Here is a 24,879-nt window from a genome sequence, read left to right as displayed (position 1 = left end):
CTCAAGGAGTGAGCTGCATGTTGATCCGCCTGCAATGCGAGCAACGCCAATGGCGCGTGCTGCACCCGGACCGGCCGGAACCGATCGAGTTCCGCGATGGTGCCCGGGCCTACGATTTCGCTGAAACCCTTGCACGCCTCCACTTCGTCGACACCGGGCAGCGCGCTGCGGTGCGGGTGGAGGCCAGCGGCGCGTTCGTGGAAGCGGTCAGCTACGGCTGAGGGCTGGGGCTCCCTGATCTGTCCCCACGCATGGCGTGGATCGACCCCTGTTCCGCAGTGGATCCACGCCATGCGTGGATCCACTGGGTGGTGACCGGTCTCAGCCTGCCGCGCTGAGGGGCGGGGTCCCGGCAGCCAGCTGCGGCCAGCGCTTGAGTACGGCCGCGCGGATGCCTGCGGCGTCGATGCCGGCTTCGGCCAGCAGGTCCTCGCGGCTGGCGTGGTGCTGGTAGCTGTCGGGCAGGCCCAGGTGCAGGATCGGGCGCAGCACGCCTTCGGCATTGAGCAGCTCACCGACGCCGGAGCCGGCGCCACCGGCCACCACGTTGTCTTCGATCGTCACCAGCCCCTCGTGCTGGGCGGCGACAGCCAGCACCAGCTCGCGGTCCAGCGGCTTGATGAAGCGCATGTTGACCACGCTCAGGCCCAGTTCGCGGCCAACCTGTTCGGCGGCGGCCACGGTGCTGCCGAAGGCGAGCAGGGCGATACGACTGCCCTGCAGGCGAAGCTCGCCCTTGCCGATCGGCAGGGTGGAAAGGTCGGTGCCTGCGGCGACGCCGGTGCCGGTGCCGCGCGGATAGCGCACGGCGGCCGGGCCCGGGTGCTGCAGGCCGGTGCTGAGCATCTGCCGGCACTCGGCTTCATTGGATGGCGCCATCACCACCATGTTCGGAACGCAGCGCAGGAAGCTCAGGTCGAGGTTGCCGGCATGGGTCGCACCGTCCGGGCCGACCACACCGGCGCGGTCAATGGCGAACAGAACATCCAGGTCCTGGATGGCCACGTCATGTACCAGCTGGTCGTACGCGCGCTGCAGGAAGGTCGAATAGATCGCCACCACCGGCTTGCCCCCCTGGGTCGCCATGCCGGCGGCCAGCGTGACCGCGTGCTGTTCGGCAATCGCCACGTCGAAGTAGCGCTGCGGGTATTCCTTGCTGAAACGCACCAAGCCGGAGCCTTCGCGCATCGCCGGGGTGATGCCGTACAGGCGCGGCTCGGCGGCGGCGGCATCGCACAGCCAGTCGCTGAACACGTCGGTATAGGTGGGCTTCTTGGCGCCAGCCTTGGCCACCAGGCCCTTGTCCGGATCGAACGGACCCACCGCGTGGTAGCCGATCTGATCGCCTTCGGCCGGCTCGTAGCCCTTGCCCTTTGTCGTCATCACGTGCAGCAGCTTCGGGCCCTTGGAGGCGCGCAGCGTCTTCAGCGTGGACAGCAGGGCGGGCATGTCGTGGCCGTCGATCGGGCCGGTGTAGTGGAAACCCATTTCCTCGAACATCGTGGACGGCACGAACATGCCCTTCCAGTGTTCTTCCCAGCGCTTCACGAAGCGCGCCGGGTTGTTCTTCTTGTCGCCTAGGATCTTCTTGCCGCCTTCGCGCAGTGCATTGAGCGTGCGGCTGCCGGTAGCACGGCCGAGCATCTTGGTCAGGCCGCCGACCGCCTCGGAGATCGACATGTTGTTGTCGTTGAGGATCACCAGCAGATTCGGTTCCGGCTCCATGCCGCCGGCGTGCATCAGCGCTTCGAAGGCCATGCCGGCGGTCATCGCACCGTCACCGATCACCGCAACGACCTGGCGGTTGTCGCCTTCGGACTGGCGAGCGATGGCCATGCCGAGCGCGGCCGAGATCGAGGTCGACGAATGGCCGACGCCGAAGGTGTCGTACTCGCTCTCTTCACGCTTCGGGAACGGTGCCACGCCGTCCTTCTGCTTGACGGTGTGGATCTCGTCGCGGCGACCGGTCAGGATCTTGTGTGGGTAGGTCTGGTGACCGACGTCCCAGACCAGCTGGTCCTGCGGGGTCTGGTACAGGTAGTGCAGGGCCACGGTGAGTTCGATCACGCCCAGACCGGCGGCGAAGTGGCCGCCGCTCTTGCCCACCGACTCGATGAGGTAGGCACGCAGTTCGTCGGCGACCGCCCTCAATTCGGATTCGTCGAACGTGCGCAGGTCATCCGGTGTCTGGATGCGCGCGAGGCGGGGATAGCGGGCAGAGTCGATCATCATGTTCGCACTTGTTCTGAACGCCCATTTTCGCCCTCAAACGGGGGTGGGGCAAGCAAACGCCGCCGCCCGTGACAGGACGGTGAGGGTTGCATTTTCGGCGATTCAGGTGCTCAGTTTTGAGCGCTTCGGCAATTGCGCCTTCAGGAAGGCCATCTGGTCGGCCAGGATGTTGCGGTTGGACAGGATCAAATGCTCGATCCAGCTGGGCCGGTAGGGCACCGCCAGCAGTGGCATTCCGGCCTGCTGCGGGGTGCGGTCGCTCTTGCGCGAGTTGCAGTGGAAGCAGGCGGTGACCACGTTTTCCCAGCAGTCCAGGCCGCCCTTGGACAGCGGCATGACGTGGTCGCGGGTGAGGGTGGGGCGGTTGAACTGCTGGCCGCAGTACATGCACAGGTGGGCGTCGCGGGCGAACAGGGCCGGGTTGGTCAGGTTCGGCGTCGGGTCGATCGCGCGGGAGCGGGCGTGGCCGCGCGCGGCGATGATCGGGTGCAGGTCCATCCCGCTCTGCAGGCCGCTGAAGCGGTTTGTGCCGCCGTGGATGTGCAGGCAGGGATCGCCGAGTGTCCAGGCGACGGCTTCGCGGGCGTAGAGGCACGCCGCATCCTGCCAGGTGATCCAGTCCAGTACGCGTCCGTGGGCATCAAGCGAGAGCAGCCGGACCGAACCGGGGCGATGCAGCGTCGTGGCGTTGGGCGATGCTTCGGCGCCCGGAGCAGAAAACGGAGCTCCGGCTTCGATCAGACCCAAGCGTGTAGTGTCTGTCTCCATCGGGAGAACAGCTTATACCTGAATCATTGCGATTTGGGTATCGCCCTGTGGGCGAAACCCAAATCGCAAGATTCAGGTCCGCGCATTCCTCCTATCCCCCGCACCTGTCGGTGCGCCCCCCTTAACAAAAGGGGGGCTTTTCTCCAGATGGATTTCGGTGGTTTTCATCCACGCATGACGTGGATCTACGCAGATCGCGGGGAACTGTCAGAGGCGGGGGGTGTGGGTTGGCAGGACCGTTGGCGCCATGGTTGGCGCCATCGAGCCGCCAAGGATGGGTTTACGGCGTGTCCTGCCAGCCCACACCGCCCCGCCATCCACCGGGATGCAGCTGTTGCTTTTGCGGTTGCCGGCCAGCGGCCGGCACTACCGCGGCAGCCCGGCTCAGGCGCCGAAGCGCTCGTCGTCCATCGCCATCAGCGGGGCGGCGCCGGCCTGGATGGCGGCGGCATGGCTGAGCGTGCGCGGCAGCACGCGGGCGAAGTAGAACCGCGCGGTCTCGCGCTTGCTCTGGGTGAAGGCGGCGCCGTGCGCGCTGGCATCGGCGGCGGCCACGCTGCGGGCCCACCAGTAGGCCAGAACCACGTACCCCGAATAGAACAGGTAGTCGTAGCTGGCCGCACCCAGTTCGTCCGGGTTGGCGGCCGCGCGCTGCAGCACGTCCAGGGTCAGCTTGCCCCATTCGGTGGCCTTTGCGCGCAGCGGGCCGATGAACTCGGCCAGCGCTTCGTTGCCCTCGTGTTCCTTGGCGAAGGCTTCGATCTCGGCCAGCATCAGCTTCAGGCCGGCGCCTTGGCTGGACGCGGTCTTGCGGCCGATCAGGTCCAGCGCCTGGATGCCGGTGGTACCTTCATACAGCGTGGTGATGCGGGCGTCGCGCGCCAGCTGCTCCATGCCGTGCTCGCGGATGTAGCCGTGGCCACCGAAGCACTGCAGGGCGTTGTAGGTGTTCTCGATACCCCACTCGGTCTGGCAGGCCTTGGAGATCGGGGTGAGGAAGCTCACCAGGGTGTCGGCGCGCTCGCGCTCGGCGGCGTCCTCGGCATGGTGGGCGACATCGATCAGGGTGGCAGCGTGCAGGGCCAGCAGGCGGCTGCCCTCGACCAGCGACTTCACCGTCAGCAGCATGCGACGCACATCCGGGTGGACCAGGATCGGGTCGGCCGGCTTGTCCGGGAACTTGGCGCCGCTGAGGGCGCGCGACTGCAGGCGCTCACGGCTGTACTTCAGCGCGTTCTGGTAGGCGCGCTCGGACAGGCCAATGCCCTGCAGGCCCACACCCAGACGCGCGGTGTTCATCATGGTGAACATCGCCTGCAGGCCCTTGTGCGGCTGGCCGACCAGGTAACCCTGCGCACCATCGAAGTTCATCACGCAGGTGACCGAACCCTTGATGCCCATCTTGTGCTCGATCGAGCCGCAGCGCAGTGCATTGCGCTCGCCAACGTTGCCATCGCGGTCAACCTTGAACTTGGGGGTGACGAACAGCGAGATGCCCTTGGCGCCCGGAGGGGCGTCAGGCAGCTTGGCCAGCACCAGGTGCACGATGTTGCCGGTCAGGTCGTGCTCGCCGGCGGTGATGAAGATCTTGGTGCCGGTGATCGCGTAGCTGCCATCGGCATTCGGCTCGGCCTTGGTCTTGAGCAGGCCCAGGTCGGTGCCGCAGTGCGGCTCGGTCAGGCACATCGTGCCGGTCCAGCGGCCTTCGATCAGCGGCTTGAGGAAGGCTTCGTGCTGCCAGGCTTCGCCGTGCTGCTTCAGCGCTTCGATGGCGCCGTGCGAGAGCAGCGGGAAGTTGCCCCACGCCAGGTTGGCGGCGTTGATCATTTCGTTGAGCGGCACGCCCAGGGTGTGCGGCAGGCCCTGGCCGCCCAGTTCCGGCGAGGCGGTCAGGCCGGTCCAGCCGCCATCGACGAACTGGTCGTAGGCCTGCTTGAAGCCGGGCGGGGTGGTCACTTCACCGGTGGCCTGGTCGAGCACGCAGCCGATCTCGTCGCCGACGCTGTTGAGCGGGGCCAGCACGGTGGCGCTGAAGCGGCCGGCTTCTTCCAGCACGGCATCGACCACGTCGGCGGTGGCGTCGGTGAAGCCCAGGCGGGCGAACAGGGGCTCGACCTTGAGCACGTCGTGCAGGGCGAAACGGAGGTCGGAAAGCGGGGCGGTGTAGCTGCTCATCGGTACGTCTCGATTTGATCAGGGACAGGGGGAGCGGCGCCGGGCGCCGCGGCGGAAAGCGGGAGTCAGCGCAGCACGCCCGGCAGGCCCGGGGCCTGGTTGAGGGTGCTGCGGCTGCTGATGTCGAAGCTGCGTTGCTTCTTTTCCTGCGGCGTGGCCGCCACCGTTCCCTTCAGGCCGTAAGCCAGGGTGCGGTTGCTGGCCAATGCGTCGGCCACCACCAGGCGTGCGGCCGAGCTGGGCACCAGGTCGACATTGATGACATCGGCCGAGGTGCCGCCGATGGAGATGCCCGGCTTGGCCTGCAGGGTGCCGGCGTCGCTGTCGCCCACGGTCAGCGCCAGCGCGACGTCATCGAAGGTCATGGGCATGGAGCTGTAGTTCTGCAGGCGCAGGGCCACGGTCCAGTTGCCGTCGGCGCGCACGGTCAGCTGCTGCAGGCTGGCCGCCGGTTCCGAAACACGCTTGACGATGCCGTTGTTGCAGGCAACAAGGGCGAGGGTGCACAGGACGATCAAGGCGATACGGAAGCGGTGGAGCATGGGCGCAGGTCCTCTGGAGGGGTGCGTTGGATAAGCATACTACGGCGTATGGTCGTTTGGATCGCCTGTGGCGACCCGTCGCAGAGGGTAGCGCGTGAAGATGGCGGCCGGGCGTGCGCAGCGCCGGATGGCGCACGCGTGGTGCGCTGGATGCCGGGCGGTTCAGTCGGCGGGCGTATCGCGAATCGGGGCCATCAGGCGCAGTGGGCCGAGGTCGTAGCCCATGGCTTCGGCTTTTTCTTTCAGCTGTTCGAACCGGGCGCGATCCATTTCCGGCAGGCGCGAGAGAATCCACAGGTACTTGCGGTCCGGTTCACCGACCAACGCCCACTGATAGTCCGGATCCAGTGCCAGGACCCAGTAGTCGGCCCAGACCAGCGGCACCCAGCTCAGCCAGTCCGGCACGAAGCGCACCTGCAACTGGCCGGGATGGCCGGCGACCGGGCGTGCTACGCCTTCAGCAACCACGCGTTCTCCGTCGCCGTTGCGGCAGGCGTTGGTGACACTGATGCGGCCATCGCGGCGCAGCCCGTAGTTGGCGGTGATCTCGCCGACGCACTGCTTCTGGAACGACACCGGAAGATGCGCGATCTCGTGCCACTGGCCGGCATAGCGATCGATGTCCAGCATGTCGACCGCGCGCACCGGCTCGGCGGCGATCACCGGCAGGGCGGCCAGCAGCAGGCAGGCGAGCAGGGCGGGGCGCAGATGCATCGACAGGCTCCAGGCAGGAGTCTGGAGCGTAGGTGCCGCGGCGCGCGGCGGTGTAAATGTTTCGTCAACCGGACGGCGGTGGGCTGGCATGTATCGAGGCCAGGAGGGGGATCGCAGATCGCAGACAAAAAAAGACCTGCATTTCTGCAGGCCTTCGAAAGTGGTGGCCGAAGACGGAATCGAACCGCCGACACGGGGATTTTCAATCCCCTGCTCTACCAACTGAGCTACTCGGCCAAATTGTGTGGCAACCGTCATCAAACCCGGTTTCCGGAAAAAAAAGACCCGCATTTCTGCAGGCCTTCGAAAGTGGTGGCCGAAGACGGAATCGAACCGCCGACACGGGGATTTTCAATCCCCTGCTCTACCAACTGAGCTACTCGGCCACATGTTTCGTTGCAGCGAGGTCGCTGCCAAGGACGCGTATATTACGGAGGTCGGCTGCCTTCGGCAAGCGTTTTGCCAAGATTTCTTCACATTGCCGTCTGCGCGCTCGCAAGTGCTTGATCCTCCGTCGTGGGGCGGGGCGTGGTCAGTCGATCATCGTCTGCGGTGGAAATCAGCAGATCGCCGCGATCGTCAAAGCTGCAAGGGCAAGGGCTGCGCCGGCCCCGTGCCGCGCCGGTCCATGGAACGCTGTTTTCGTGGCCGCCATCGGGGATGGCTGCGGCGTAGTGTCGGCACTCCTTTCCTGATGCTGGCAGCAGCAGAGACCTGGCCATGTCCGATTCCTCGACCACCTCCCGCATCGTGCTTGCGTCGCGTCCGCAGGGGGCGCCAAGTGCAGCCAATTTCCGCCTGGAACAAGTTGCGTTGCCGTCATTGGCCGCTGGCGAGGTGCTGCTGCGCAACCGCTACCTGTCGCTGGACCCGTACATGCGGGGACGCATGGACGAGGGCCCGTCGTACGCCGCGCCGGTGGCGGTGGGCGCGGTGATGGAAGGGCAGACCGTGGCCGAGGTGTTGCAGTCGAACGCCGAGGGCGTAGCCACAGGTGAGCTGGTGCTGGCACCGGGTGGCTGGCAGACCCACGCGGTGCTGCCGGCCAAGGCACTGGGGCGCCGGCTGGATCCGGCCGGGCTGCCGCTGAGTACGGCGCTGGGGGTATATGGCATGCCCGGCTTCACCGCCTATTCCAGCCTGCATGAAATCGCCCGTTTGAAGGCGGGCGAGACATTGGTGGTGGCTGCCGCGACCGGGCCGGTGGGTGCGACCGTGGCGCAGCTGGCCAAGCTGCAGGGCGCGCGCGTGGTCGCCATCGCCGGTGGCGAAGCCAAGCGCGCTTACCTGCAGACGTTGGGGGTGGACGTGGCGCTGGATCATCGCGCCGCTGATTTCGCCGCGCAGCTGCGCGCAGCGGTTCCTGCGGGTATCGACGTGTATTTCGAGAACGTGGGCGGGCACGTGCTGGATGCAGTGCTGCCGCTGCTCAACGACTTCGCCCGCGTTCCGGTGTGCGGCACCATCGCCACGTACAACGAGCGCGGCGTCGAGCAGCCCGGTCCGGACCGGTTGCCCGCACTGTTCAGCCAGATTCTGCGCCAGCGCCTGACCGTGCGCGGTTTCATCGTGCACGACTTCAACCACCTGTGGCCGGACTTCGAACGCGAGATGCCGCAGTGGCTGCGCGATGGCCGCATCCAGTACCGCGAGGATGTGGTGGAAGGGCTGGAAAATGCGCCGGAGGCGTTCTTCGGGCTGCTGAAGGGGCACAACTTCGGCAAGCTGGTGGTGAAGCTGGATTGAGGGCTTGGCGGTGTGCCGACCAAGGTCGGCACCTACCGGAAGCTGGGCGTGCCGACCAAGGTCGGCACCCACGTCAGGCAGTCGAGGCCTTTTCCCGGCGCAGCAGTTCGCGCTTGCGCGCTACACCCCACGCATAGCCGGACAGGTCCCCATCGCGACGTACGACGCGGTGGCAGGGAACTGCCACCGCCAGCGGGTTGCTTGCGCATGCACGTGCTACGGCACGGCTCGAGCGGGGCGCGCCGATGCGTGCGGCGACATCCGCATACGACGCGGTCTGCCCGCGCGGAATCTGCTGCAGCGCCTGCCATACCCGTTGCTGGAACGCGGTGCCGCGGATGTCCAGCGGCAGCGTGGCGCCCCGCGTGGGATCCTCGACCAGGCCCACCACCTGTGCCACCAGTTGTTCATAGCCCTGGTCGGCGCCGACCAGTTCGGCCTGGCGGAAGCGTTGCTGCAATGACTGCAGCAGCGTCTCCGGATCGTCGCCGAGCAGGATCGCGACCACGCCGGTGGCACTGCTGGCCACCAGCACGCTGCCCAGTGAACTTTCGGCAAGCGCGAAGTGGATGACTTCGCCACGCCCCCCTGCGCGCCATTGCTTGGGAGTCATGCCCAGCAACTTCGGTGCGTTCTCGTAGAAGCGTCCGCTGGAGCCGAAGCCGGCATCGTGGAAAGCGTCGGTGATGCGTTCCTGTTGTTCCAGCCCGGTGCGCAGGCGGTCGGCGCGCAGCGCGGCAGCGTACTGCTTCGGGGTCAACCCGGTTGCTTCCTTGAAAAGGCGATGCAGGCGGGTTGGGCTGCAACCCGCGATCCCGGCCAGTTCCTGCAGCGAGGGTTCGTCGTGGCTGGCCTGAAGGTGGCGGCAGACCCGTTCGACGCGGGCATCGAGGGCGGTGGTGGCGGTACTGTCCATGGCCGGATTCTGGCACGCGCCGGTGCTGCGGAAACTCCGTTTCCTGCACCGATGGGCCAGGCCCGGAAACGGAGTGTTGGCAGGGGAGAGGCGCGGCATCGTGGCGGCCACTTCACAACCGGTACCACGACCATGCGCCTGAACAACAAGATCGCTCTCATCACCGGTGCCAGCGCCGGCATCGGCCGCGCCAGCGCCCTGCGCTTCGCTGCCGAAGGGGCAAAGCTGGTGCTCAACGCACGGCGGCCGGAGCCGCTGCAGGCGCTGGCCGAGCAGATTCGCGCCGCCGGTGGCGAAGCCGTGGTACATGCCGCCGACGTGGCCGACCCGGGTACGGCGCAGGCGCTGGTTGATCTGGCCCAGCAGTCATTCGGCGGCCTGGATATCGCCCTCAACAATGCCGGCATGCTTGGCCCGGGCGTGCCGGCGGCGGAGTTCCCGGTGGACGCCTGGCGCGAAGTGATGGCGACCAATCTGGATGCCGCCTTCCATGCGGCACGCGCGCAGTTGCCGGCACTGCTGGCGCGCGGCGGCGGCTCGCTGGTGTTCGTCGGTACCTTCGTCGGCCACACCGTGGGATTCCCGGGCATGGCGGCCTATGCGTCGAGCAAGGCCGGGTTGATCGGCCTGAGCCAGGTGATCGCTGCCGAATACGGCGCGCGCGGCGTGCGCAGCAACGTGCTGCTGCCCGGTGGCACCGATACCGAGATGGGGCGGCAGGCCGCACCCACCGGCGATGCCCGCGACTTCGTGCGCTCGCTGCACGCACTGAAGCGCATGGCCGAGCCGGAGGAGATCGCCAACGCGGCGCTGTTCCTGGCCAGCGATGAAAGCAGTTTCGTTACCGGAACCGCGATGCGTGTGGAAGGTGGGGTGTCGATCACACGTACCTGAGCGGGGTCAGGAGCGTGGCGCGTAGCGGATACCGCTGCTGGCCATGAAGCCTTTCGGATCGAAACGGGCCCAGGCTTCGCCCCAGCCGAACCGGGCGTGGCCGCCGGCCAGCTTGCGACCCAACGCCGCACCCAGGGTGCGGCGCATGAAGGCGACTTCGGCATCGATCGCGGCCTGGGTTGGCCAGCCGTCTTCCAACGTTGCACCGGGTAGATCGACGCCCATTGTCACCATGTCGAGCTGTTGCCCGTGGAAGCACAGGCTGATGCCAGCGGGCGCACCGCCCAGGCTGAGCTGGTGCAGGCTGAGCCAGTGATAGCCGGTGCCGACATCGCGCTCTCCTCGCATCAGCGTGGCAAAGTCGATGCGCGCCTCCTCCAGTGACAGGGTGGGGCAGATCAACGTCGGCAGGTTGCCGAGCTGGATGCTGCCGTCTGTCGCATTGAGGATCAACGGCAACACGTGCGCAGCGTGCTGGGCAGGAGAGGGCATGGCATACCGGTGGGCGTGATGCCCCGGATTCTGGCTGCGCGGGGGCCGTGGCGGCAAGCCCGTGCCTGCACATGACGTTGGCACAGGACTGACCTGCGGCTTACCCGGCAACCTCTAGCGTGGTGGGCAACGTGGGCCCGTCGCCGGCGTGGGAGATTTCGATGAACGAGCGAGGCAAGGATCAGGACCCGAAGCAGGGCATCCAGGAAAGCCGCCAGGACAGGAAGCAGGACGATGTGGCCAAGCAGCGGCCGGGGCAGCGCGATCAACAGGTGCGCGATAGGCACTCGCGCAGTCCACATCGCAAGGATGGCGGTGAGGAGCCGGCCTGAGCCCCGGGTGCTGAAAAGAAAAAACCCGCAGATCGCGGAGATCTACGGGTTCTTTCCGAATAGTGGTGGAGCCAAGGAGGATCGAACTCCTGACCTCGTCATTGCGAACGACGCGCTCTCCCAGCTGAGCTATGGCCCCACGGCAGGCTTTCAGTGTAGCGCCGCCCGGCGGGCTTGCCAAGCGCCGGGCCGGGACGGCGGCAGGCGTTGATCTGCCGCCGCCCCCAGCCGGTTCAGGCCAGCGCCTGGCGTAGCAGGGCGCCCGCGCGCTGTACCGCCACGCCGGTAGAAACAGCCACCCCCTGCAGGTGGATGCAGGCATGGATCATCCCGGGCAGTTGCTCCAGCGTGCAGGCGATACCCTCGGCCTGCAGGCGATGCGCGTACTGCTCGGCTTCGTCGCGCAGCGGGTCGTGCTCGCAGCTGAGTACGGAGGCTGGCGCCAGCCCCTGCAGGTCTGTTGCCTGCGCGGGCGAGGCCAGTGACGACGGCTGATCCAGATTACCCAGATAGGCCTGCCAGCAGCGCTGCATCAGTTCGGCGCTGAGGTAGTAGCCCGTGGCGTAGTCGCGGTAGGAATCGCTGCCCATGCCGGCATCCAGCGCCGGGTACAGCAGCAACTGGTGGCACGGTTGCGGCAGGCCGAGATCGCGCAGCAGCAGGCAGCAGGCGGCGGCCAGATTGCCACCGGCGCTGTCGCCGCCGATCGCCAATCGCTGCGGGTCCAGCCCGAGGCGCTCGGCGTTGTCCTGCAGCCACGACCAGGCATCGGCAACGTCGTGCAGCGGCACCGGGAACGGGTGTTCCGGCGCCAACCGGTAGCCCACGGCCACAATCACGCAGCCACTGGCATTGGCCAGCGCACGGCAGGGACCGTCATAGACCGCCAACGAGCACTGGAACCAGCCGCCGCCGTGGGCGAACAGCAGGGCCGGCGCTGGTCCGTCGGGCAAACCTTCCGGTGTGTAGAGGCGGACGTCCAGCGCCTGCCCGTCGCGTGCGATCACCGTGTGTTCGATCACATGCGCAACCGGCTGCGGCGCACCCTGCAACTGTGGCAGCGCGCTCTCGCTGATCGCCCGCAGTTCGCGCAGCTCCTCCGGCAGCGGATGCGCCGCGACGGCGTCGACAAACTGCTGCAGCGCCGGTTCAAGCTGCATGGCGCACCTCCTGCAGGAACGGCAGAAGCTGCGCCAGGAACGCCTGCGGCGCTTCTTCCATGATGAAGTGGCCGCAGCCCGGCACGATGCTGCCGCGCACGTTGTCGGCGTGCGGTTGCAGGGTCAGCATCGGCGCATCGGCGGTGGCGTGCTCGGCGCCGATGGCCAGCACCGGCATCGCCAGCCGGCGCTGTGCACGTTCCTTGTTCTGGCGGATGGTTTCCGGGATCGCGCGGTACCAGGCGAAGCCGGCCCGCAGTGCGCCGGGGCGGCTGTAGGCGGCGATGTAGGTGTCGGCAGCCACCGCGTCACGGCGGTACGACCAGCGGTCGAACATGAACTCCAGGTAGGCGCGTTCGCGGCCACTGATCAGTGCTTCGGGCAGGTCCGCGACCTGGTTGAACATGAAGTGCCAGAGGAAGATGTTGTCGGCCGGGGCAGCGAAGATGCCCGGTTCCGGCGCCAGGCCGGGAATCACCGCTTCGGTAACCGCCAGCTGGCGCACCGCCTGCGGCTGGTCGCTGGCCAGTGCATAGGCAATCCACATACCGATGTCATGTCCGACTACCTGGTAGCGCTCGTGGCCCAGCGCCTGCATGGTCTGGTGCAGGACGGCGGCGGCACTGCCGGTGTCGTAGCCGTGGCTGGGGCGATCGGATTCGCCGATGCCCGGCGGATCGACCGCGATGGCTTCGAAGCCGGCTTCGGCCAGGGCGTGCAGCACATGGCGCCAGGCGTACCAGGTCTGCGGCCAGCCGGGAATCAGCAATACGGGTTCACCGTGACCCGCGGACACGCAATGCACGCGCTGGCCGTCGATGCGCAGGTAATGGTGGCGCAGGGGAGCGTCGCCGGCAGCGCCAGCGGAAAGAGAAGTGGTCATGAGGGAGTGCTCCGTTGGGGCTCAGGCGATGCCGAGCATCTGCTGCATCTGCGCGGTGCTGATCGGTGCACCGGCGAAGTCGTCGAAGATCTTGTCGGTGACCGGAATGATGTGGTCGTGGATGAATGCAGCGCCTTCGCGCGCGCCGGCTTCCTGGTCCTTCAGGCAGCACTCCCATTCCAGCGTCGCCCAGCCCTGGTAGTCGTACTGGGCCAGCTTGGAGAAGATCGACTTGAAGTCGACCTGGCCGTCGCCCAGCGAGCGGAAGCGGCCGGCGCGCTCGGTCCAGTCGGCGTAGCCGCCATAGATGCCCTGGCGGCCGCTGGGGCGGAACTCCGCATCCTTGACGTGGAACATGCGGATCAGCGGGTGGTAGATGTCGAGGTACTGCAGGTAGTCGAGCTGCTGCAGCACGAAGTGGCTGGGATCAAACAGGATGCGGCAGCGCTCGTGCTGGCCGACGCGCTCGAAGAAGCGCTCGAAGCTGGTGCCGTCGTGCAGGTCTTCGCTGGGATGGATCTCGTAGCAGAGGTTGATGCCATTGTCCTCGCAGCTGTCAAGAATCGGCCGCCAGCGGCGGGCCAGTTCATCGAAGGCGGCATCGATCAGGCCAGGCGGGCGCTGCGGGAACGGGAACAGGTAGGGCCAGGCGAACGAGCCGGAGAAGGTGCCCATGTCCTGCAACCCAAGACGGCGCGAGGCGCGAGCGGCCAGGTGCAGCTGCTGCTGTGCCCATTCCGTGCGGGCCTGCGGATTGCCGCGCAGTGCTTCCGGCGCGAAGCCATCGCAGAGTTCATCGTAGGCCGGATGCACGGCCACCAGCTGGCCGAGGATGTGGGTGGTCAGCTCACTGACCTGCAGGCCGTGCTCGGCCAGGGTGCCACGGATGTCGTCGCAGTAGTCCTGGCTGTCGGCGGCGGTGGCCAGGTCGAACAGGCGTGCATCCCACGCGGGAATCTGCAGCGCCTTGAAATCGTGGCCGGCGGCCCACGCGGCAATGCTGGCAAGTGAGTTGAACGGGGCCTGGTCGCCGGCGAACTGCGCCAGGTGCAGGCTGGGGCCCTTGAGGGTCTGCATGTGTTGCTCCAATTATTTGTCGATCGACAAAGAATAGGCGCGACTCTCGCGATGGTCAACACCCGCGTTACACTGCGCGCCTCACTGGAGCAGGCAGGCAGATGGCAGGGCGACCGCGCGAATTCGACAGGGACCAGGCGTTGCGCAAGGCGATGCTGCTGTTCTGGCAGCACGGCTATGAAGGCACGTCGATGTCGGCACTGGTCGAAGCACTGGGCATTGCCTCTGCACGCATCTACGCCGCGTTCGGCAGCAAGGAGCAGTTGTTCCGCGAAGCCGTGGCGCTGTACGAAGAAGGCGAGGGCGGTTTCGCGCCGCGCGCGCTGGAGCAGGCAACATTGCGTGAGGCGATCGGTTCGATGCTGCGCGAGGCGGTGATGACCTACACCCGTCGCGGGCGCCCGCATGGTTGCCTGGTGGTGTCCTCGGCCAGCAGCGTGTCGCCCGATGGCGAAGGCGTGCGGGACTGGCTGGCCAGTCATCGTCGCCAGCGCACGGCGGCGATCATCGCGCGGCTGCAGCAGGCGCAGGCCGAGGGGGAGCTGGCCGACGACGCGGCGGTGCAGGCGCTGGGCGACCACTTCGCCACGGTGCTGCATGGCATCTCGGTGCAGGCGCGTGACAGCATCAGCCGCGAGCGCCTGCTGGCGATGGTCGATGTCGCGTTGACCCCGCTGCCCTGAGTCAAGCCTTCAGGGCGTGCGGAATGCCCTGAAACTGTGCCGAAAGCGCTTGTTTCGCCGGGTTTGGGGGCTGCGCAACGAAATCGTAACAATTTGGGGGATAATGGCCGCTTGCGCAGTTTTCCTCCTTTTTGCCGCCCGGCCCGCGCAGGCCGCTCGGACGCCTCCTCAGAGCATTGCATGCCCTCCCATACCGATTCCCGCCGCCTGTCGGGTCTGTCGTCTTCCCTTGTTTCCTTCCGCCGCCACCCGCTGGCACTGGCCTGTGCCGGTCTGGCCCTGGTCGGCAGCTTCGGCGCCGCCGCGCAGGACAGCGCGCCGACCCCGACCGGCCTGGACACGATCACCGTGACCGCCGAACACCGTGAGCAGAACCTGCAGGAAGTGCCGGTTTCGGTCGGCGTGGTGCAGGGCGAGCGCATGCGCGACTTCACCGCTGGCGGCGACGACACCCTGCTGGCGCTGTCCGGCCGCGTGCCGAGCCTGTATGCGGAAACCACCACCGGCCGTATCTTCCCGCGCTTCTACATCCGCGGCCTGGGCAACATCGACTTCTACCTGGGTGCCTCGCAGCCGGTCTCGATCATCCAGGACGACGTGGTGCTGGAACACGTGGTGCTGAAGTCCAACCCGGTCTTTGACGTGGACCAGGTAGAAGTGCTGCGCGGCCCGCAGGGCTCGCTGTTCGGCCGCAACACCACCGCCGGCATCGTCAAGTTCGACACCCTGAAGCCGACCCAGGACTATACCGGCCGCGTCAGCGCCAGCTACGCCACCTACAACAGCGTGTCGATCGACGGCGGCTTCGGCGGCCCGATCAACGACATCGCCTCGTTCCGCGTGTCGGCCCTGTACCAGCACCGCGACGACTACGTCGACAACACCTACAAGGGCCCGAGCGCCGACGGCACGGTCAGCCCGAAGAAGAACGCCATGGGCGGCTTCGATGACCGCAACGTGCGCGCGCAGCTGCTGCTGACCCCGAGCGACCAGTTCTCGATCCTGGCCTCGGCCCATGCTCGTGATTACGAAGGTACCTCGACCCTCTTCCTGCGCGGTGCGCTGACCAAGGGCTCGAACAAGACCGACGTGCCGCGCGACAAGGTTGCCTACGATGAAGCCGACAACAATCCGCAGGCCTACAAGACCTACGGCGGCTCGGTGAAGGCACGTTACGACTTCGGCGCGATCGACTTCACCTCGATCACCGCCTACGAAACCACCTCCGGCTACAGCCGTGGCGACACCGACGGCGGCGCTGCGGTGAACTTCCCGGTGAACGGCGTGCCGAACGGCTACGGCCAGTCGATGGGCCGCATCCGCGACCTGGACCAGTGGACCCAGGAATTCCGCCTGGCCAGCCATGACGACAGCGCGCTGCAGTGGCAGGCCGGTGCGTTCTACTTCAACGGCAGCGACACCACCGACTTCTACCAGCGCGCCTGGTTCCTGCAGGGCGCGGCACGCAATCCGAACAACTGGGTGCGCCTGCGCAACCAGAACACCTCGTGGGCCGGTTTCGGCCAGCTGAGCTACGCCTTCACCGACAAGTTCACCGTCACCGCCGGCCTGCGCCAGACCAGGGACGAGAAGCACACCCGCCTGCTGAAGACCGCCGACACCGCTGCCGGCGTGGTCACCTACAAGGGCCGCACCGACGTCAAGATGTCCGACACCACCCCGAGCTGGGATCTGAGCGCGATGTATCAGATCACGCCGGACGTGAGCGTCTACGCCAAGGTCGCGCGTGGCTTCCGTGGCCCGACCATCCAGGGCCGTTCGGCAGTGTTCAATGCCGACTTCACCACCGCCGATTCCGAGACGATCCTGTCCTGGGAAGCGGGCGTGAAGAGCAGCCTGTGGGACAACCGCCTGCGCCTGAACGCCACCGCGTTCACCTACACCGTCAACGACATCCAGCTCAACGGCAACGATTCGGACGGCAACGGCGTGCTGTTCAACGCCGACAAGGCCAAGGCCTACGGCTTCGAAGCCGACATGGAGCTGCGCCCGATCCCGAACCTGACCCTGAGCGCCGGCCTGAGCCTGCTGCACAGCGAGATCAAGGACAAGCGCGTCTACGCGCAGGTCTGCGGCCTCAACGGCCAGGTGGTCTGCACCGTCGGCGACCCGACCATCAAGGTCGGTGCCAACACCTTCGCGCAGATCGACGGCAACCCGCTGCCGAACGCGCCGAAGTACAACGTGAACCTGGCCGCCCGCTACGACTTCCCGGTCAGCGACGCCGGCACCATGTTCGTCTCCACCGACTGGAACAAGCAGGGTTACACCAGCTTCGTGCTGTACGACAGCAAGGAGTTCAACTCCAAGGGTGACTTCGAAGGTGGCCTGAAGATCGGCTACTCGGGCAACTACGGTGCCTACGAAGTTGCGCTGTTCGCGCGCAACATCACCAACGAGAAGAACCTCAAGGGTGTGATCGAGAACTACATGGCGGCGGTCTACAACGAGCCGCGCACCGTGGGTGTCTCGCTGAACATGAACTGGTAAGGCTCTGGCGCGGTGGCGGGGCCTCCCGCCATCGCACTGCTGGAAAGCAAAGGGCGGCCCGGAGTTCCGGGCCGCCCTTTGCGTTGCTTCAGACTGCGGTAAGGTCGCTGTCCTGGCTGCGCTGGCCGAAGGTCAGGGCCCAGGTGGCGCTGTCCACCTGCTGGCGGTCCTGCGCCTGCTGCCTGCGTGCGCGGCTGGCACCGAACCAGCGACCTTCGCCATTGATCAGCGGCGCCATGCGCACCACATCCACATACTCCGGATCGATCTCGCTGGCGCGTTGCAGCCAGGTCAGCGCCAGGAAGGCGTTGGCCGGCACGCCGTTGCCGAAGTGGTAGACGTCGGCCAGATAGCCGGCCGCCCACAGCTTGTCGTCGTCATCGCCGCGCCACCACAGCGGGATCAATGCGCGCTCGACCGCTTCGCGCTTGTGCGCGTCGTTCTCGCCATCCAATGCCAGGCAGGCCAGGTTGCGGCAAGTGGGGGCCCAGACGCGTTCACCGGTTTCCGCTTCATCCAGGCAGCGCAGATACAGCTCACGCGCGCGTGCTTCGTTGCCGGCGCCGCCGGCAGCGACCAGGCGCACGCCCAGGTTGTAGGTGGCAATCAGGTCGCCGCCATCCACCGCGCGTTCCTGCCAGTACGCGGCCTTTTCCGCATCAACGAACTGCGGCTGGTCACGGCCACCCAGGCGGCCCTTGTACAGGTCGCACAGTGCCGACATCGCGCCGGCGTCGCCATCGTCGGCCATGCGCTGCAGCAGCGACAGGCCGGCGGCCTGTGATACATCGCAGAACAGGTTGGCCGCGAACGTGACTGCCGAGGTGTTCTCCCGCGGGGCAAGTTCCAGGGCGCGCTGCAGCAGGGGCGCGGCACGTGCCGGGTCGGCGGTCTGGCCGAGCAGTCCATGCTCGATGGCGGTGGCCGCCCAGAGCAGGCCGATCGCGGAATCACCTTCGCGTGCCGCGTAGTCCACCACCTGGGCGAACAGCGCTTCGGCACCATCGACGTGGGCAAACCAGGCGCAGGCCTCGAGATTGCTGAGGCCTTCATGCAGGACCATGTCGCGGTCCAGCGTCCAGGCCTGCTGCAGGTCCTCGAACACCGCCTGCATATGCTGGGCGTCCCACCGGACGTCGTTCTCGACATCCTCACGGCGCCCGAGCCGGTAGCGCAGTCCGGCACGCTGGGTCAGCACCTCCGCGCGCAGGGCACGGTCCAGGTGCCAATCGAGGATCTGCGCGTAGGCCTGCTCGTGCGCCGCGACGGTTTCGCTGTCGTCGCGCTGTGGCAGCTCGGCCAGCCAGTCCTGCGCCTTTCGCCAGCGCAGCGCATTGCTCTGCGTCAGATCAAGGCCACGACACCAGCTGCCCTCGATGAACTCTTCCATCGCCTCGTGGCTGCCGCCCCAACGCGGGTACAGGAAATACAGGGTGCTCTCCAACGTGCTCAGGTCGTCGGGGCGCTGTTCCAGCACCAGCCGCATCCAGTACGCCAGGGGCGCATCGAAGTCGTCCTGGCTGCGTTCGCGCAGCAGCGGCGGCAGCGTGGCGGGCAACGCCTGCAGCGGTGCACCAAAGCGCGACAGCAGCTGGAGTGCCTGCGGCCAGGCCTGCGGATAGTGCTCGGCCAGCGCGGCATCATCGGATTCCGGCGGCTGGCCGGCCTGCAGCGCACGCAGCCAGTTCGGTTCGCGCAGGAAACTGATGATGCGTTTGATGCCGTCCAATGCCAGTGCGGGCCGCGGCGACAGCGCGATCGCCTGCAGGTAAGCATGTACGGCATGGTCGCGGGCCAGCTGTGCGGCCAGCCACTGGCTGTCCTCCACCAGTGCGGCCACGTCGGCGCTGCGCAGTTCACCGGCAGCGTCCTGCCAGCAGGCGCCCAGGCGCAGCCAGGCGTAGTAGCTGCCGGGGGCGGCCGAGGCCCACTGCTGGGCCTGTTGCAGGCGCGCTTCCAGCGTCAGCGTGGCGTCGTGCAGGTTGCGCAGCCGCCAGCGGATGCCCGGCAACGCATTCTTTCCCTGCAGCCAGACCAGCTCATGCGGAGCAAGCAACGCATCCAGTTCGGCATAGCGCCGCTCCTGCAGTGCGGTACGCGCCTGCACGCGCCAGGCGAGGTCTTCGGGGGAAAGCCCGTCTTTTGCAAATCCGTTTGTCATTGATGCAATCCAGCGAGTACGAAGCTGGACATTAGAAGCACGGTCGTTAACGGCGGCAAGCAGGACATGCGGCTGCCGTGTCGGTGGCATTCAGCAGGAGCCTTGCTTGAGGCAGAGATTCAATCCGTATCGGTTTCCTCATCGTGCAAGGCTTCTCCGTGGACCTGATAGCCCGCTGCACGCAGATGTTCCGGCCAGGGCGGCGTCGCCATTTCCTCCAGTGCCATCGACAGCCGCGAGGCGAGATGCAGGGGGCGCGCATCCAGCCAGTCAAGATAGGCGTCGCTGTGGATGAGTGTGCGCAGCGCGGTGCGGTCGTGCCATTGGGAGGGCGGCAGCAAGGCGAACCCCGTCACCCGGAACAGGCGTTCGCGTTGCGGATCGTCCATGTGCAGCGGAAATGCAAGCAGCAGCTCGGGCCGGTAGGCGAGGGTGCCCTGGCCCTGTCTCCACGCCTCGATTCCGGCGCGATCCACGCCGGGCACGGCGCGGTCCAGGGCCAGCCCGCCACCAGCTTCGAAATAGCCGTGCATCAGGGCATGCGGATGCAGCCAGGGTTCGAGCTTGTCCTGCTCGCTGGCAGCGGGGTCCTGTTCGATCAGGCGTGCCGACAGCGCGAGGTAGTGAACCGAACGGGCGAGATCCAGTCCGCCGGTCAGTGCCGCGTAGGCGTTGAGCTGGCTGCTGCGATCGATGCAGGGGTGCTGCTGCGCGTCATCGGCGACCTGCTGCGCGAGAGCGAGGTAACGTTCTGCCCCTTTTGGATCCTTGAACAGCGCACGGTAGCGCTGTGGTTCCCGCATCACTTCGATGGCGGCCTCACGATCGCCACGCGACAGCGCATCGTGCATGTACTCGAGTGTCTGCACTACAGGAACTCCAGAGGAGGATGGACAGGACGCCGGGTACGCTGCTCTGACCGTGGCGGTGCTGCCGGCCAGCAGCAGCGAGCCGATCATCCATCGTGACATGCCGGAAAAGGGCCATGCAGGCATGCAGTAACGTCCTTGTCGAGCATTGGCAAGGCCGCCCCGTGAGGCGGCCGATGCGGGTCGCTAGTTCGCCGGCAGCAACGCCTGCAGCCGCGACTCCAGTTCCTGCTGGCGCCAGCCGGCCAGTGCGGCCGGCCATTGGCGGCGTTCCAGATAGCTTTCCAGATGCTTGCGGGAGGCCAGCACGCCATCCGGCAGGCCCAGCTCGCGGCTGCGTTCGGTCACCGCGTCCTGCAGCTTCTTCACTACCTGCTTGTTGCTGTCGTTGGCGGGCAGTGCCAGCGGTGCCTCGGCCTCATCGGCCAGCGGCGTGGACAGTGCCTGCCAGACCGCGCCTGCAAGCTTGCGCGGCGCCTTCGGGAACTGCTCGAACAGCCTGCCCAGTGCGGTCTCGTCGGCCGGTGGCGTGCGCGCCAGGGTGGCGGCCAGTTCGTTGTCCAGGATCCAGCTTCGCGGGCGGTCGCTGCTGCGTGCCTGCACATCACGCCAGCGCAGCAGGCGCAGCAGGCGGTGCTGTGCGGCCGCGTCGAGGAACTGCGCCGAGCGCATCGCCAGATGCGGCCAGCGGTCCTCGTCGTTGGCGACGCTGGCCAGCAGGCGCTCGCCATCGTCGTGCAGCCACTGCTGGCGGCCGAGCGCCTGCAGCTTGGCATCAATGGCGTCATGCAGCGCGAACAGGTGCTCGACATCGTCGGCGGCATACTGCAGCTGCGACTCGGAAAGCGGGCGGCGCATCCAGTCCGAACGGGTTTCGCCCTTGGCCAGCGCCACGCCGGTGATCTCCGCCACCAGCTTCTGGTAGCCCATGCCGCCACCGATGCCGGCCAGCGCGGCGCCAATCTGGGTGTCGAACAGTGGTCGCGGCAGCACACCGCACGCCCACTTGAAGGCGACCAGGTCTTCGCTGGCGCTGTGCATCACCTTGGTGATGGATTCATCGGCCAGCCACGGTGCCAGCGCCTCGGTCATGCCGGGAATCAGCGGGTCGATCAGCAGGATGTCCTGCCCGACCGCCATCTGCACCAGGGCCAGCTGCGGCCAGAAGGTGCGTTCACGGATGAATTCGGTGTCCAGGCCGATGCGGGTCGGGCACTGCTGGAAGTACGCATCCAGCTCGGCGGGGGTGGTGATCCAGGTTGCCACGGTTCAGGGCCTACTACTCGGGTTTGCTCAGGCAGGGGAGAATAGCCTAACGTCGGTGCGCGTCCGTGCCGAAGGAGGCTCCGCTTGCGTTTTCCGTTGTCGTCCGCGCTGTGCACCGCCCTGGCCATGGCCCTGGCAGGCTGCACGCCGTCGCCCCCCACGGCAGTGGACCGGAGTGCCGGGGAGGAGGCGCGCCCGTCCGCGAACGCAGACAGCGACGAGCGCCCGCAGGCCGGGCAGGGCAGCGTGACCATCGCCGGTGAGGATGCCGCCGAGGATGTACAGCAGTGGACGCCGCCGCGGGTGGACCGCCAGGGCCGCAGCCTGGCCCAGTTGCGCCGCGCGGCCGGGCAGGCCTTCACTGAGGGCCGGCTGTATGAGGATGCCGATGCCGCCATTCCGCTGTGGCTGGCAGTACAGGAAGAGGACCCGGATGACCGCCAGGCCCGCCAGGGCCTGCAGCGTGCCCGCCAGCGCCTGCAGCAGCAGGCGGATGCGTTGCTGGTGCGGCCGCTGAAGCAGCGCGAGGCGCTGGCCGAGGCCAGCCGCCAGGCGCTGGTGCTGCTGACCCTGGCGCCCAAGGACGAGAAGGTACGCGCACTGCAGGGTCGGGTGGAGCTTGCCCAGCGGGTGGTCGCTTACAACCGCGCCGGTGAAGAGGACCTGCGCGCGGACCGGATCGGCGAGGACGGGGATGGCGCCATCGGCAACTTCCGCGAGGCGCTGGCACTGGACGAGAACAACAGCCGTGCACGGCAGGGACTGGCCGCGGCCGAAAGCGGGTTGATCCGTCGTGCCGAGGACGCTGCTCGCACGCGCGATTTCGCCAGCGCGGGCACCTGGCTGGCCGAAGCCAGCAAGGTGCGCGACTCGTCGCCGACCATTGCCGACGCGTTCGAGCGCATCGAGCAGATCCGTGCGGCGGCATTGCTGCAGTTGCGCGATGACGGCCTGCGCGACCTGTCCACGCCGCAGGGCCTGAAGCCGGCACGCGAGAAACTGGCCGAGGCCCTGCGCATCGCCCTGCCGGGAGACACGGTGGTGGCCCAGCTGCGTGAGCGCATCGACCTGGCCACCCACTACGGCAGCTTCCGCCCGGGACAGGTGTTCAGCGACGCCATGCGTGATGGCGGACGCGGTCCGCAGATGGTGGTGGTGCCGCATGGCGGTTTCCAGATGGGCGCCGGTGATGCCGAACCGGGTTCGAGCGATGCTGAGCGACCATCGCACTATGTGCGCTTTGATCGAGGCTTCGCGATGGCGATCACCGAGGTCACGGTCAGCGATTTCCAGCGCTACGTGAAGGCGACCAACGCGCGCCCCCGGGCGACGCGGCGTGGCCATTCGGTGGTCTATGACGAACGCAGCGGCAATTTCATCCGCCGCAGCGGCGTGGACTGGCGCTCGGATTACGACGGTGGCCGCGCGATGGCCAATTCGCCGGTGATGCACGTCAGCATCCGCGATGCCGAAAACTATGCGGCGTGGTTGTCCGAGCAGACCGGGCGCAGCTACCGGTTGCCCAGTGAAGCAGAGTTCGAGTACGCGCTGCGCGGCGGCAACAGTGGTCGCTACCCCTGGGGCGATGCGGGCACGCCGCCGCCGGGCAGCGGCAATTTCACCGGCAGCAAGGATGTGTCGCCGTCCGGGCGGCATTGGCACAACGCCTTCATCGGCTATGGCGATGGCTGGTGGGGGCCGGCACCGGTAGGGAGTTTCCAGGCCAATGCCTTCGGCCTGCACGATATGGGCGGCAATCTCAGCGAATGGGTGGCCGATTGCTGGCATGCCAGCTACCGGCGCGCGCCCTCCGATGGCGCCGCCTGGTTCAACCCGGGCTGTCGCGCACGGGTGATCCGGGGGGGCAACTGGGCCAATGCGCCGGAGCAGACCCGCGCCGCCTGGCGGCAATCCCAGGACTCGGATACCACCAACGCGCGCATCGGCTTCCGCCTGGTACGCGGCATCTGATCGGCAGCCGGCTTCACCCGTTGCTGGCATCGGCGCACTAAGATTGCGCCGTGCCCGCCGGCCGGCGGGGCCTGCTGGAAGCCGACCCGATGCGCAACGATCCCTTTTCCCGCCCGCCACAAGGCTCGCAGCGCCGCGGCCTGTTCGGCAACATCCGCTGGTGGGTGCTGCTGCTGGCCGCCGGCTACGCGGTCTTCTACTGGTTTTCCAACCGCACGGTGGATCCCTATACCGGCGAGAAGGTGATGATCGACAGCAGCCTGGACGCGCGCCAGGAGACTGCTTTGGGGCTGCAGGCCTACCAGCAGATCCTGTCGCAGGAACGGCCGATGGACCCCAATGCACCGATCGCGCGTGATGTGCGTGACATCGCCCAGCGCCTGATCGCCAAGGTCGATGTGGTGGAGACCGCGCTGGCCCAGGAGCATGGCGTGCAGCCGGCGCACTTCGCGCGGGATTTCCAGTGGGAAGTGAACGTGATTCCGTCCGACCAGGCCAATGCGTTCTGCCTGCCGGGCGGCAAGATGGCGGTCTACACCGGGCTGGTGCCGGTGGCGCGCACCCGCGATGCGATGGCGGTGGTGATGGGCCACGAGATCGCGCATGCGCTGCTGCGCCATGGTGCACAGCGCATGGCCCAGCAGAAGCTGACCCAGATCGGGCAGGTGGCCGGCGCCGCCAGCGGCATGGATGCGCAGCAGCAACAGATGATGATGTCAGCGATGGGCTACGGTTACCTGTTGCCGTATGCACGCAGCCACGAGACACAGGCCGACGAAGTGGGCCTGATGCTGGCGGCGGCGGCGTGCTTCGACCCACGCGAGGCGGTGCCGCTGTGGCAGCGCATGGGCCAGGCCAGTGGTGGCCAGTCACCACCGGAGTTTTCCTCGACCCACCCGAACCCGGGCACCCGCATCCAGAACCTGCAGGCGCTGATGCCGAAGGCACTCGAGTACCGGCAGAAGTTCTGCGAGCAGGCAAAGTAGAGGGTGTTCGGCAGGGCTTGCAGCCCTGCACCTGCCGAATCCAGAGCAACAGCAACCGCCGAAGCAAAAGCTGGCTATCCGTGGGATAGCGGGGTGGGTCCGGTTGCGGGAGACGCCGTAACCCCGTCCATGGGGGCTTGGCCGCGGCATTCATGCCGCGGACACTCCCGCAACCGGACCCACCCCCCTTCGACAGATTTCTGCGACCTGCTGTAGATCCACGCCATGCGTGGATGCTTTTCGATCTCGATTCGAAATATTCGATTCCGATGGAGATTCATCCACACATGCGTGGATCTACCGTGTCGACCAAGGTCGACACCTACCAACAGCCACCGGAATCTGTCAGAGATGGGGCGGTGTCGGAGTGCGGGGTGTCAGCCGCATGGATGCGGCTGCCAAGCCTACAAGGACGTACTTGCGGCGTCCCCGCACTCCGACATCGCCCCGCCATCCCACGGAATGCCTGCTTTTGACGTTGACGTTGCCTTGGCTTGAAGC

Annotated in this window: 21 protein-coding genes and 3 tRNA genes; 8 read left to right on the top strand and 16 right to left on the bottom strand. The window is 67.1% G+C overall.

The features are described 5' to 3' along the window. Positions 1–17: 17 nt before the first annotated feature. Entirely contained in the window at positions 18–221 is a 204-nt protein-coding gene (locus GOC52_RS14200) for a hypothetical protein (RefSeq protein ID WP_005417823.1), read from the top strand. A gap of 100 nt (positions 222–321) precedes the next feature. Here GOC52_RS14200 and dxs read toward each other — a convergent pair whose 3' ends face one another. The 7 genes from dxs to GOC52_RS14165 form a co-directional block, all read right to left on the bottom strand. Next, positions 322–2,229, bottom strand: a complete 1,908-nt coding sequence (gene dxs / locus GOC52_RS14195; protein ID WP_010486509.1) for a 1-deoxy-D-xylulose-5-phosphate synthase — start codon at positions 2,227–2,229, stop codon at positions 322–324. Positions 2,230–2,334: 105 nt separating this feature from the next. Further along, a complete protein-coding gene (locus tag GOC52_RS14190; RefSeq protein WP_019336875.1) occupies positions 2,335–3,000 on the bottom strand; it encodes an HNH endonuclease in 666 nt (221 codons plus the stop codon). 384 nt (positions 3,001–3,384) lie between these two features. Then, positions 3,385–5,175, bottom strand: coding sequence for an acyl-CoA dehydrogenase C-terminal domain-containing protein (locus GOC52_RS14185; RefSeq protein ID WP_191849706.1), 1,791 nt, complete (start codon positions 5,173–5,175; stop codon positions 3,385–3,387). A 65-nt stretch (positions 5,176–5,240) separates the two neighbouring features. Then, the gene (locus GOC52_RS14180; protein WP_010486516.1) at positions 5,241–5,717 is read right to left on the bottom strand and encodes an LEA/WHy family protein; all 477 of its coding nucleotides are present in this window, start codon (positions 5,715–5,717) and stop codon (positions 5,241–5,243) included. Between the two features lie 162 nt (positions 5,718–5,879). Continuing rightward, positions 5,880–6,431: a lipocalin family protein gene (locus tag GOC52_RS14175; protein WP_010486517.1), complete on the bottom strand. Its 552-nt coding sequence runs from the start codon at positions 6,429–6,431 to the stop codon at positions 5,880–5,882. A gap of 161 nt (positions 6,432–6,592) precedes the next feature. Beyond that, a tRNA-Phe gene (locus GOC52_RS14170) sits at positions 6,593–6,668 on the bottom strand. Positions 6,669–6,741: 73 nt separating this feature from the next. Further along, positions 6,742–6,817: transfer RNA gene (locus GOC52_RS14165), tRNA-Phe, on the bottom strand. A gap of 334 nt (positions 6,818–7,151) precedes the next feature. Between GOC52_RS14165 and GOC52_RS14160 the strand changes: the two genes are divergently transcribed. Further along, positions 7,152–8,177, top strand: a complete 1,026-nt coding sequence (locus tag GOC52_RS14160) for an NADP-dependent oxidoreductase (protein WP_043400849.1) — start codon at positions 7,152–7,154, stop codon at positions 8,175–8,177. A gap of 73 nt (positions 8,178–8,250) precedes the next feature. Here GOC52_RS14160 and GOC52_RS14155 read toward each other — a convergent pair whose 3' ends face one another. Further along, the gene (locus GOC52_RS14155; RefSeq protein WP_049409128.1) at positions 8,251–9,093 is read right to left on the bottom strand and encodes a bifunctional transcriptional activator/DNA repair enzyme AdaA; all 843 of its coding nucleotides are present in this window, start codon (positions 9,091–9,093) and stop codon (positions 8,251–8,253) included. Positions 9,094–9,225: 132 nt separating this feature from the next. On the opposite strand from GOC52_RS14155, the gene GOC52_RS14150 reads away from it, so the two are divergent. Beyond that, positions 9,226–9,987, top strand: coding sequence for an SDR family oxidoreductase (locus GOC52_RS14150; RefSeq protein WP_043400854.1), 762 nt, complete (start codon positions 9,226–9,228; stop codon positions 9,985–9,987). Positions 9,988–9,993: 6 nt separating this feature from the next. Here GOC52_RS14150 and GOC52_RS14145 read toward each other — a convergent pair whose 3' ends face one another. Next, positions 9,994–10,479: a hypothetical protein gene (locus tag GOC52_RS14145; protein WP_191849704.1), complete on the bottom strand. Its 486-nt coding sequence runs from the start codon at positions 10,477–10,479 to the stop codon at positions 9,994–9,996. 161 nt (positions 10,480–10,640) lie between these two features. Between GOC52_RS14145 and GOC52_RS14140 the strand changes: the two genes are divergently transcribed. Beyond that, complete coding sequence (locus GOC52_RS14140) at positions 10,641–10,811, top strand: hypothetical protein (protein ID WP_181390032.1); 171 nt, start codon at positions 10,641–10,643, stop codon at positions 10,809–10,811. Between the two features lie 63 nt (positions 10,812–10,874). Here the strand turns inward: GOC52_RS14140 and GOC52_RS14135 are convergent. The 4 genes from GOC52_RS14135 to GOC52_RS14120 form a co-directional block, all read right to left on the bottom strand. Then, positions 10,875–10,950: transfer RNA gene (locus tag GOC52_RS14135), tRNA-Ala, on the bottom strand. A 94-nt stretch (positions 10,951–11,044) separates the two neighbouring features. Beyond that, a complete protein-coding gene (locus GOC52_RS14130) occupies positions 11,045–11,971 on the bottom strand; it encodes an alpha/beta hydrolase (RefSeq protein WP_043400862.1) in 927 nt (308 codons plus the stop codon). Next, complete coding sequence (locus GOC52_RS14125) at positions 11,961–12,854, bottom strand: alpha/beta fold hydrolase (RefSeq protein WP_010486561.1); 894 nt, start codon at positions 12,852–12,854, stop codon at positions 11,961–11,963. Before GOC52_RS14125 ends, GOC52_RS14130 begins: the two co-directional genes overlap by 11 nt. Before the next feature lie 21 nt (positions 12,855–12,875). Beyond that, the gene (locus tag GOC52_RS14120; RefSeq protein WP_010486563.1) at positions 12,876–13,931 is read right to left on the bottom strand and encodes a sugar phosphate isomerase/epimerase family protein; all 1,056 of its coding nucleotides are present in this window, start codon (positions 13,929–13,931) and stop codon (positions 12,876–12,878) included. A 101-nt stretch (positions 13,932–14,032) separates the two neighbouring features. Here GOC52_RS14120 and GOC52_RS14115 point away from each other — a divergent pair, with 101 nt between their 5' ends. After that, on the top strand, positions 14,033–14,614 hold the full coding sequence (locus GOC52_RS14115) for a TetR/AcrR family transcriptional regulator (RefSeq protein ID WP_043400867.1): 582 nt from the start codon (positions 14,033–14,035) through the stop codon (positions 14,612–14,614). A 180-nt stretch (positions 14,615–14,794) separates the two neighbouring features. Beyond that, positions 14,795–17,125: a TonB-dependent receptor gene (locus tag GOC52_RS14110; protein ID WP_043400871.1), complete on the top strand. Its 2,331-nt coding sequence runs from the start codon at positions 14,795–14,797 to the stop codon at positions 17,123–17,125. 88 nt (positions 17,126–17,213) lie between these two features. On the opposite strand, the gene GOC52_RS14105 is transcribed toward GOC52_RS14110, so the two are convergent. The 3 genes from GOC52_RS14105 to rnd all read right to left on the bottom strand — a co-directional run bounded on the left by GOC52_RS14105 (position 17,214) and on the right by rnd (position 21,421). Continuing rightward, entirely contained in the window at positions 17,214–19,286 is a 2,073-nt protein-coding gene (locus tag GOC52_RS14105; RefSeq protein ID WP_191849702.1) for a DUF4034 domain-containing protein, read from the bottom strand. Between the two features lie 119 nt (positions 19,287–19,405). Continuing rightward, positions 19,406–20,155 carry a hypothetical protein gene (locus tag GOC52_RS14100; RefSeq protein ID WP_238794402.1) on the bottom strand — a complete coding sequence of 250 codons (750 nt, stop codon included), beginning with the start codon at positions 20,153–20,155 and terminating at the stop codon, positions 19,406–19,408. A 186-nt stretch (positions 20,156–20,341) separates the two neighbouring features. After that, positions 20,342–21,421 (bottom strand): ribonuclease D, encoded by a 1,080-nt coding sequence (rnd, locus tag GOC52_RS14095; RefSeq protein WP_191849700.1) that lies wholly within the window; start codon positions 21,419–21,421, stop codon positions 20,342–20,344. An 84-nt stretch (positions 21,422–21,505) separates the two neighbouring features. On the opposite strand from rnd, the gene GOC52_RS14090 reads away from it, so the two are divergent. Together GOC52_RS14090 and GOC52_RS14085 are read left to right on the top strand one after the other, a co-directional pair. Continuing rightward, positions 21,506–23,392, top strand: a complete 1,887-nt coding sequence (locus tag GOC52_RS14090) for a formylglycine-generating enzyme family protein (RefSeq protein ID WP_191849698.1) — start codon at positions 21,506–21,508, stop codon at positions 23,390–23,392. 89 nt (positions 23,393–23,481) lie between these two features. Next, complete coding sequence (locus tag GOC52_RS14085) at positions 23,482–24,378, top strand: M48 family metallopeptidase (RefSeq protein WP_019336850.1); 897 nt, start codon at positions 23,482–23,484, stop codon at positions 24,376–24,378. The last annotated feature ends 501 nt before the right edge of the window (positions 24,379–24,879 follow it).

The sequence above is a fragment of the Stenotrophomonas sp. SXG-1 genome, from assembly GCF_014083965.1.
Taxonomy (GTDB): Bacteria; Pseudomonadota; Gammaproteobacteria; order Xanthomonadales; family Xanthomonadaceae; genus Stenotrophomonas; species Stenotrophomonas geniculata.
Note: the sequence above shows the minus strand (reverse complement) of the source record. Positions and strands in the feature narration are given on the sequence as shown.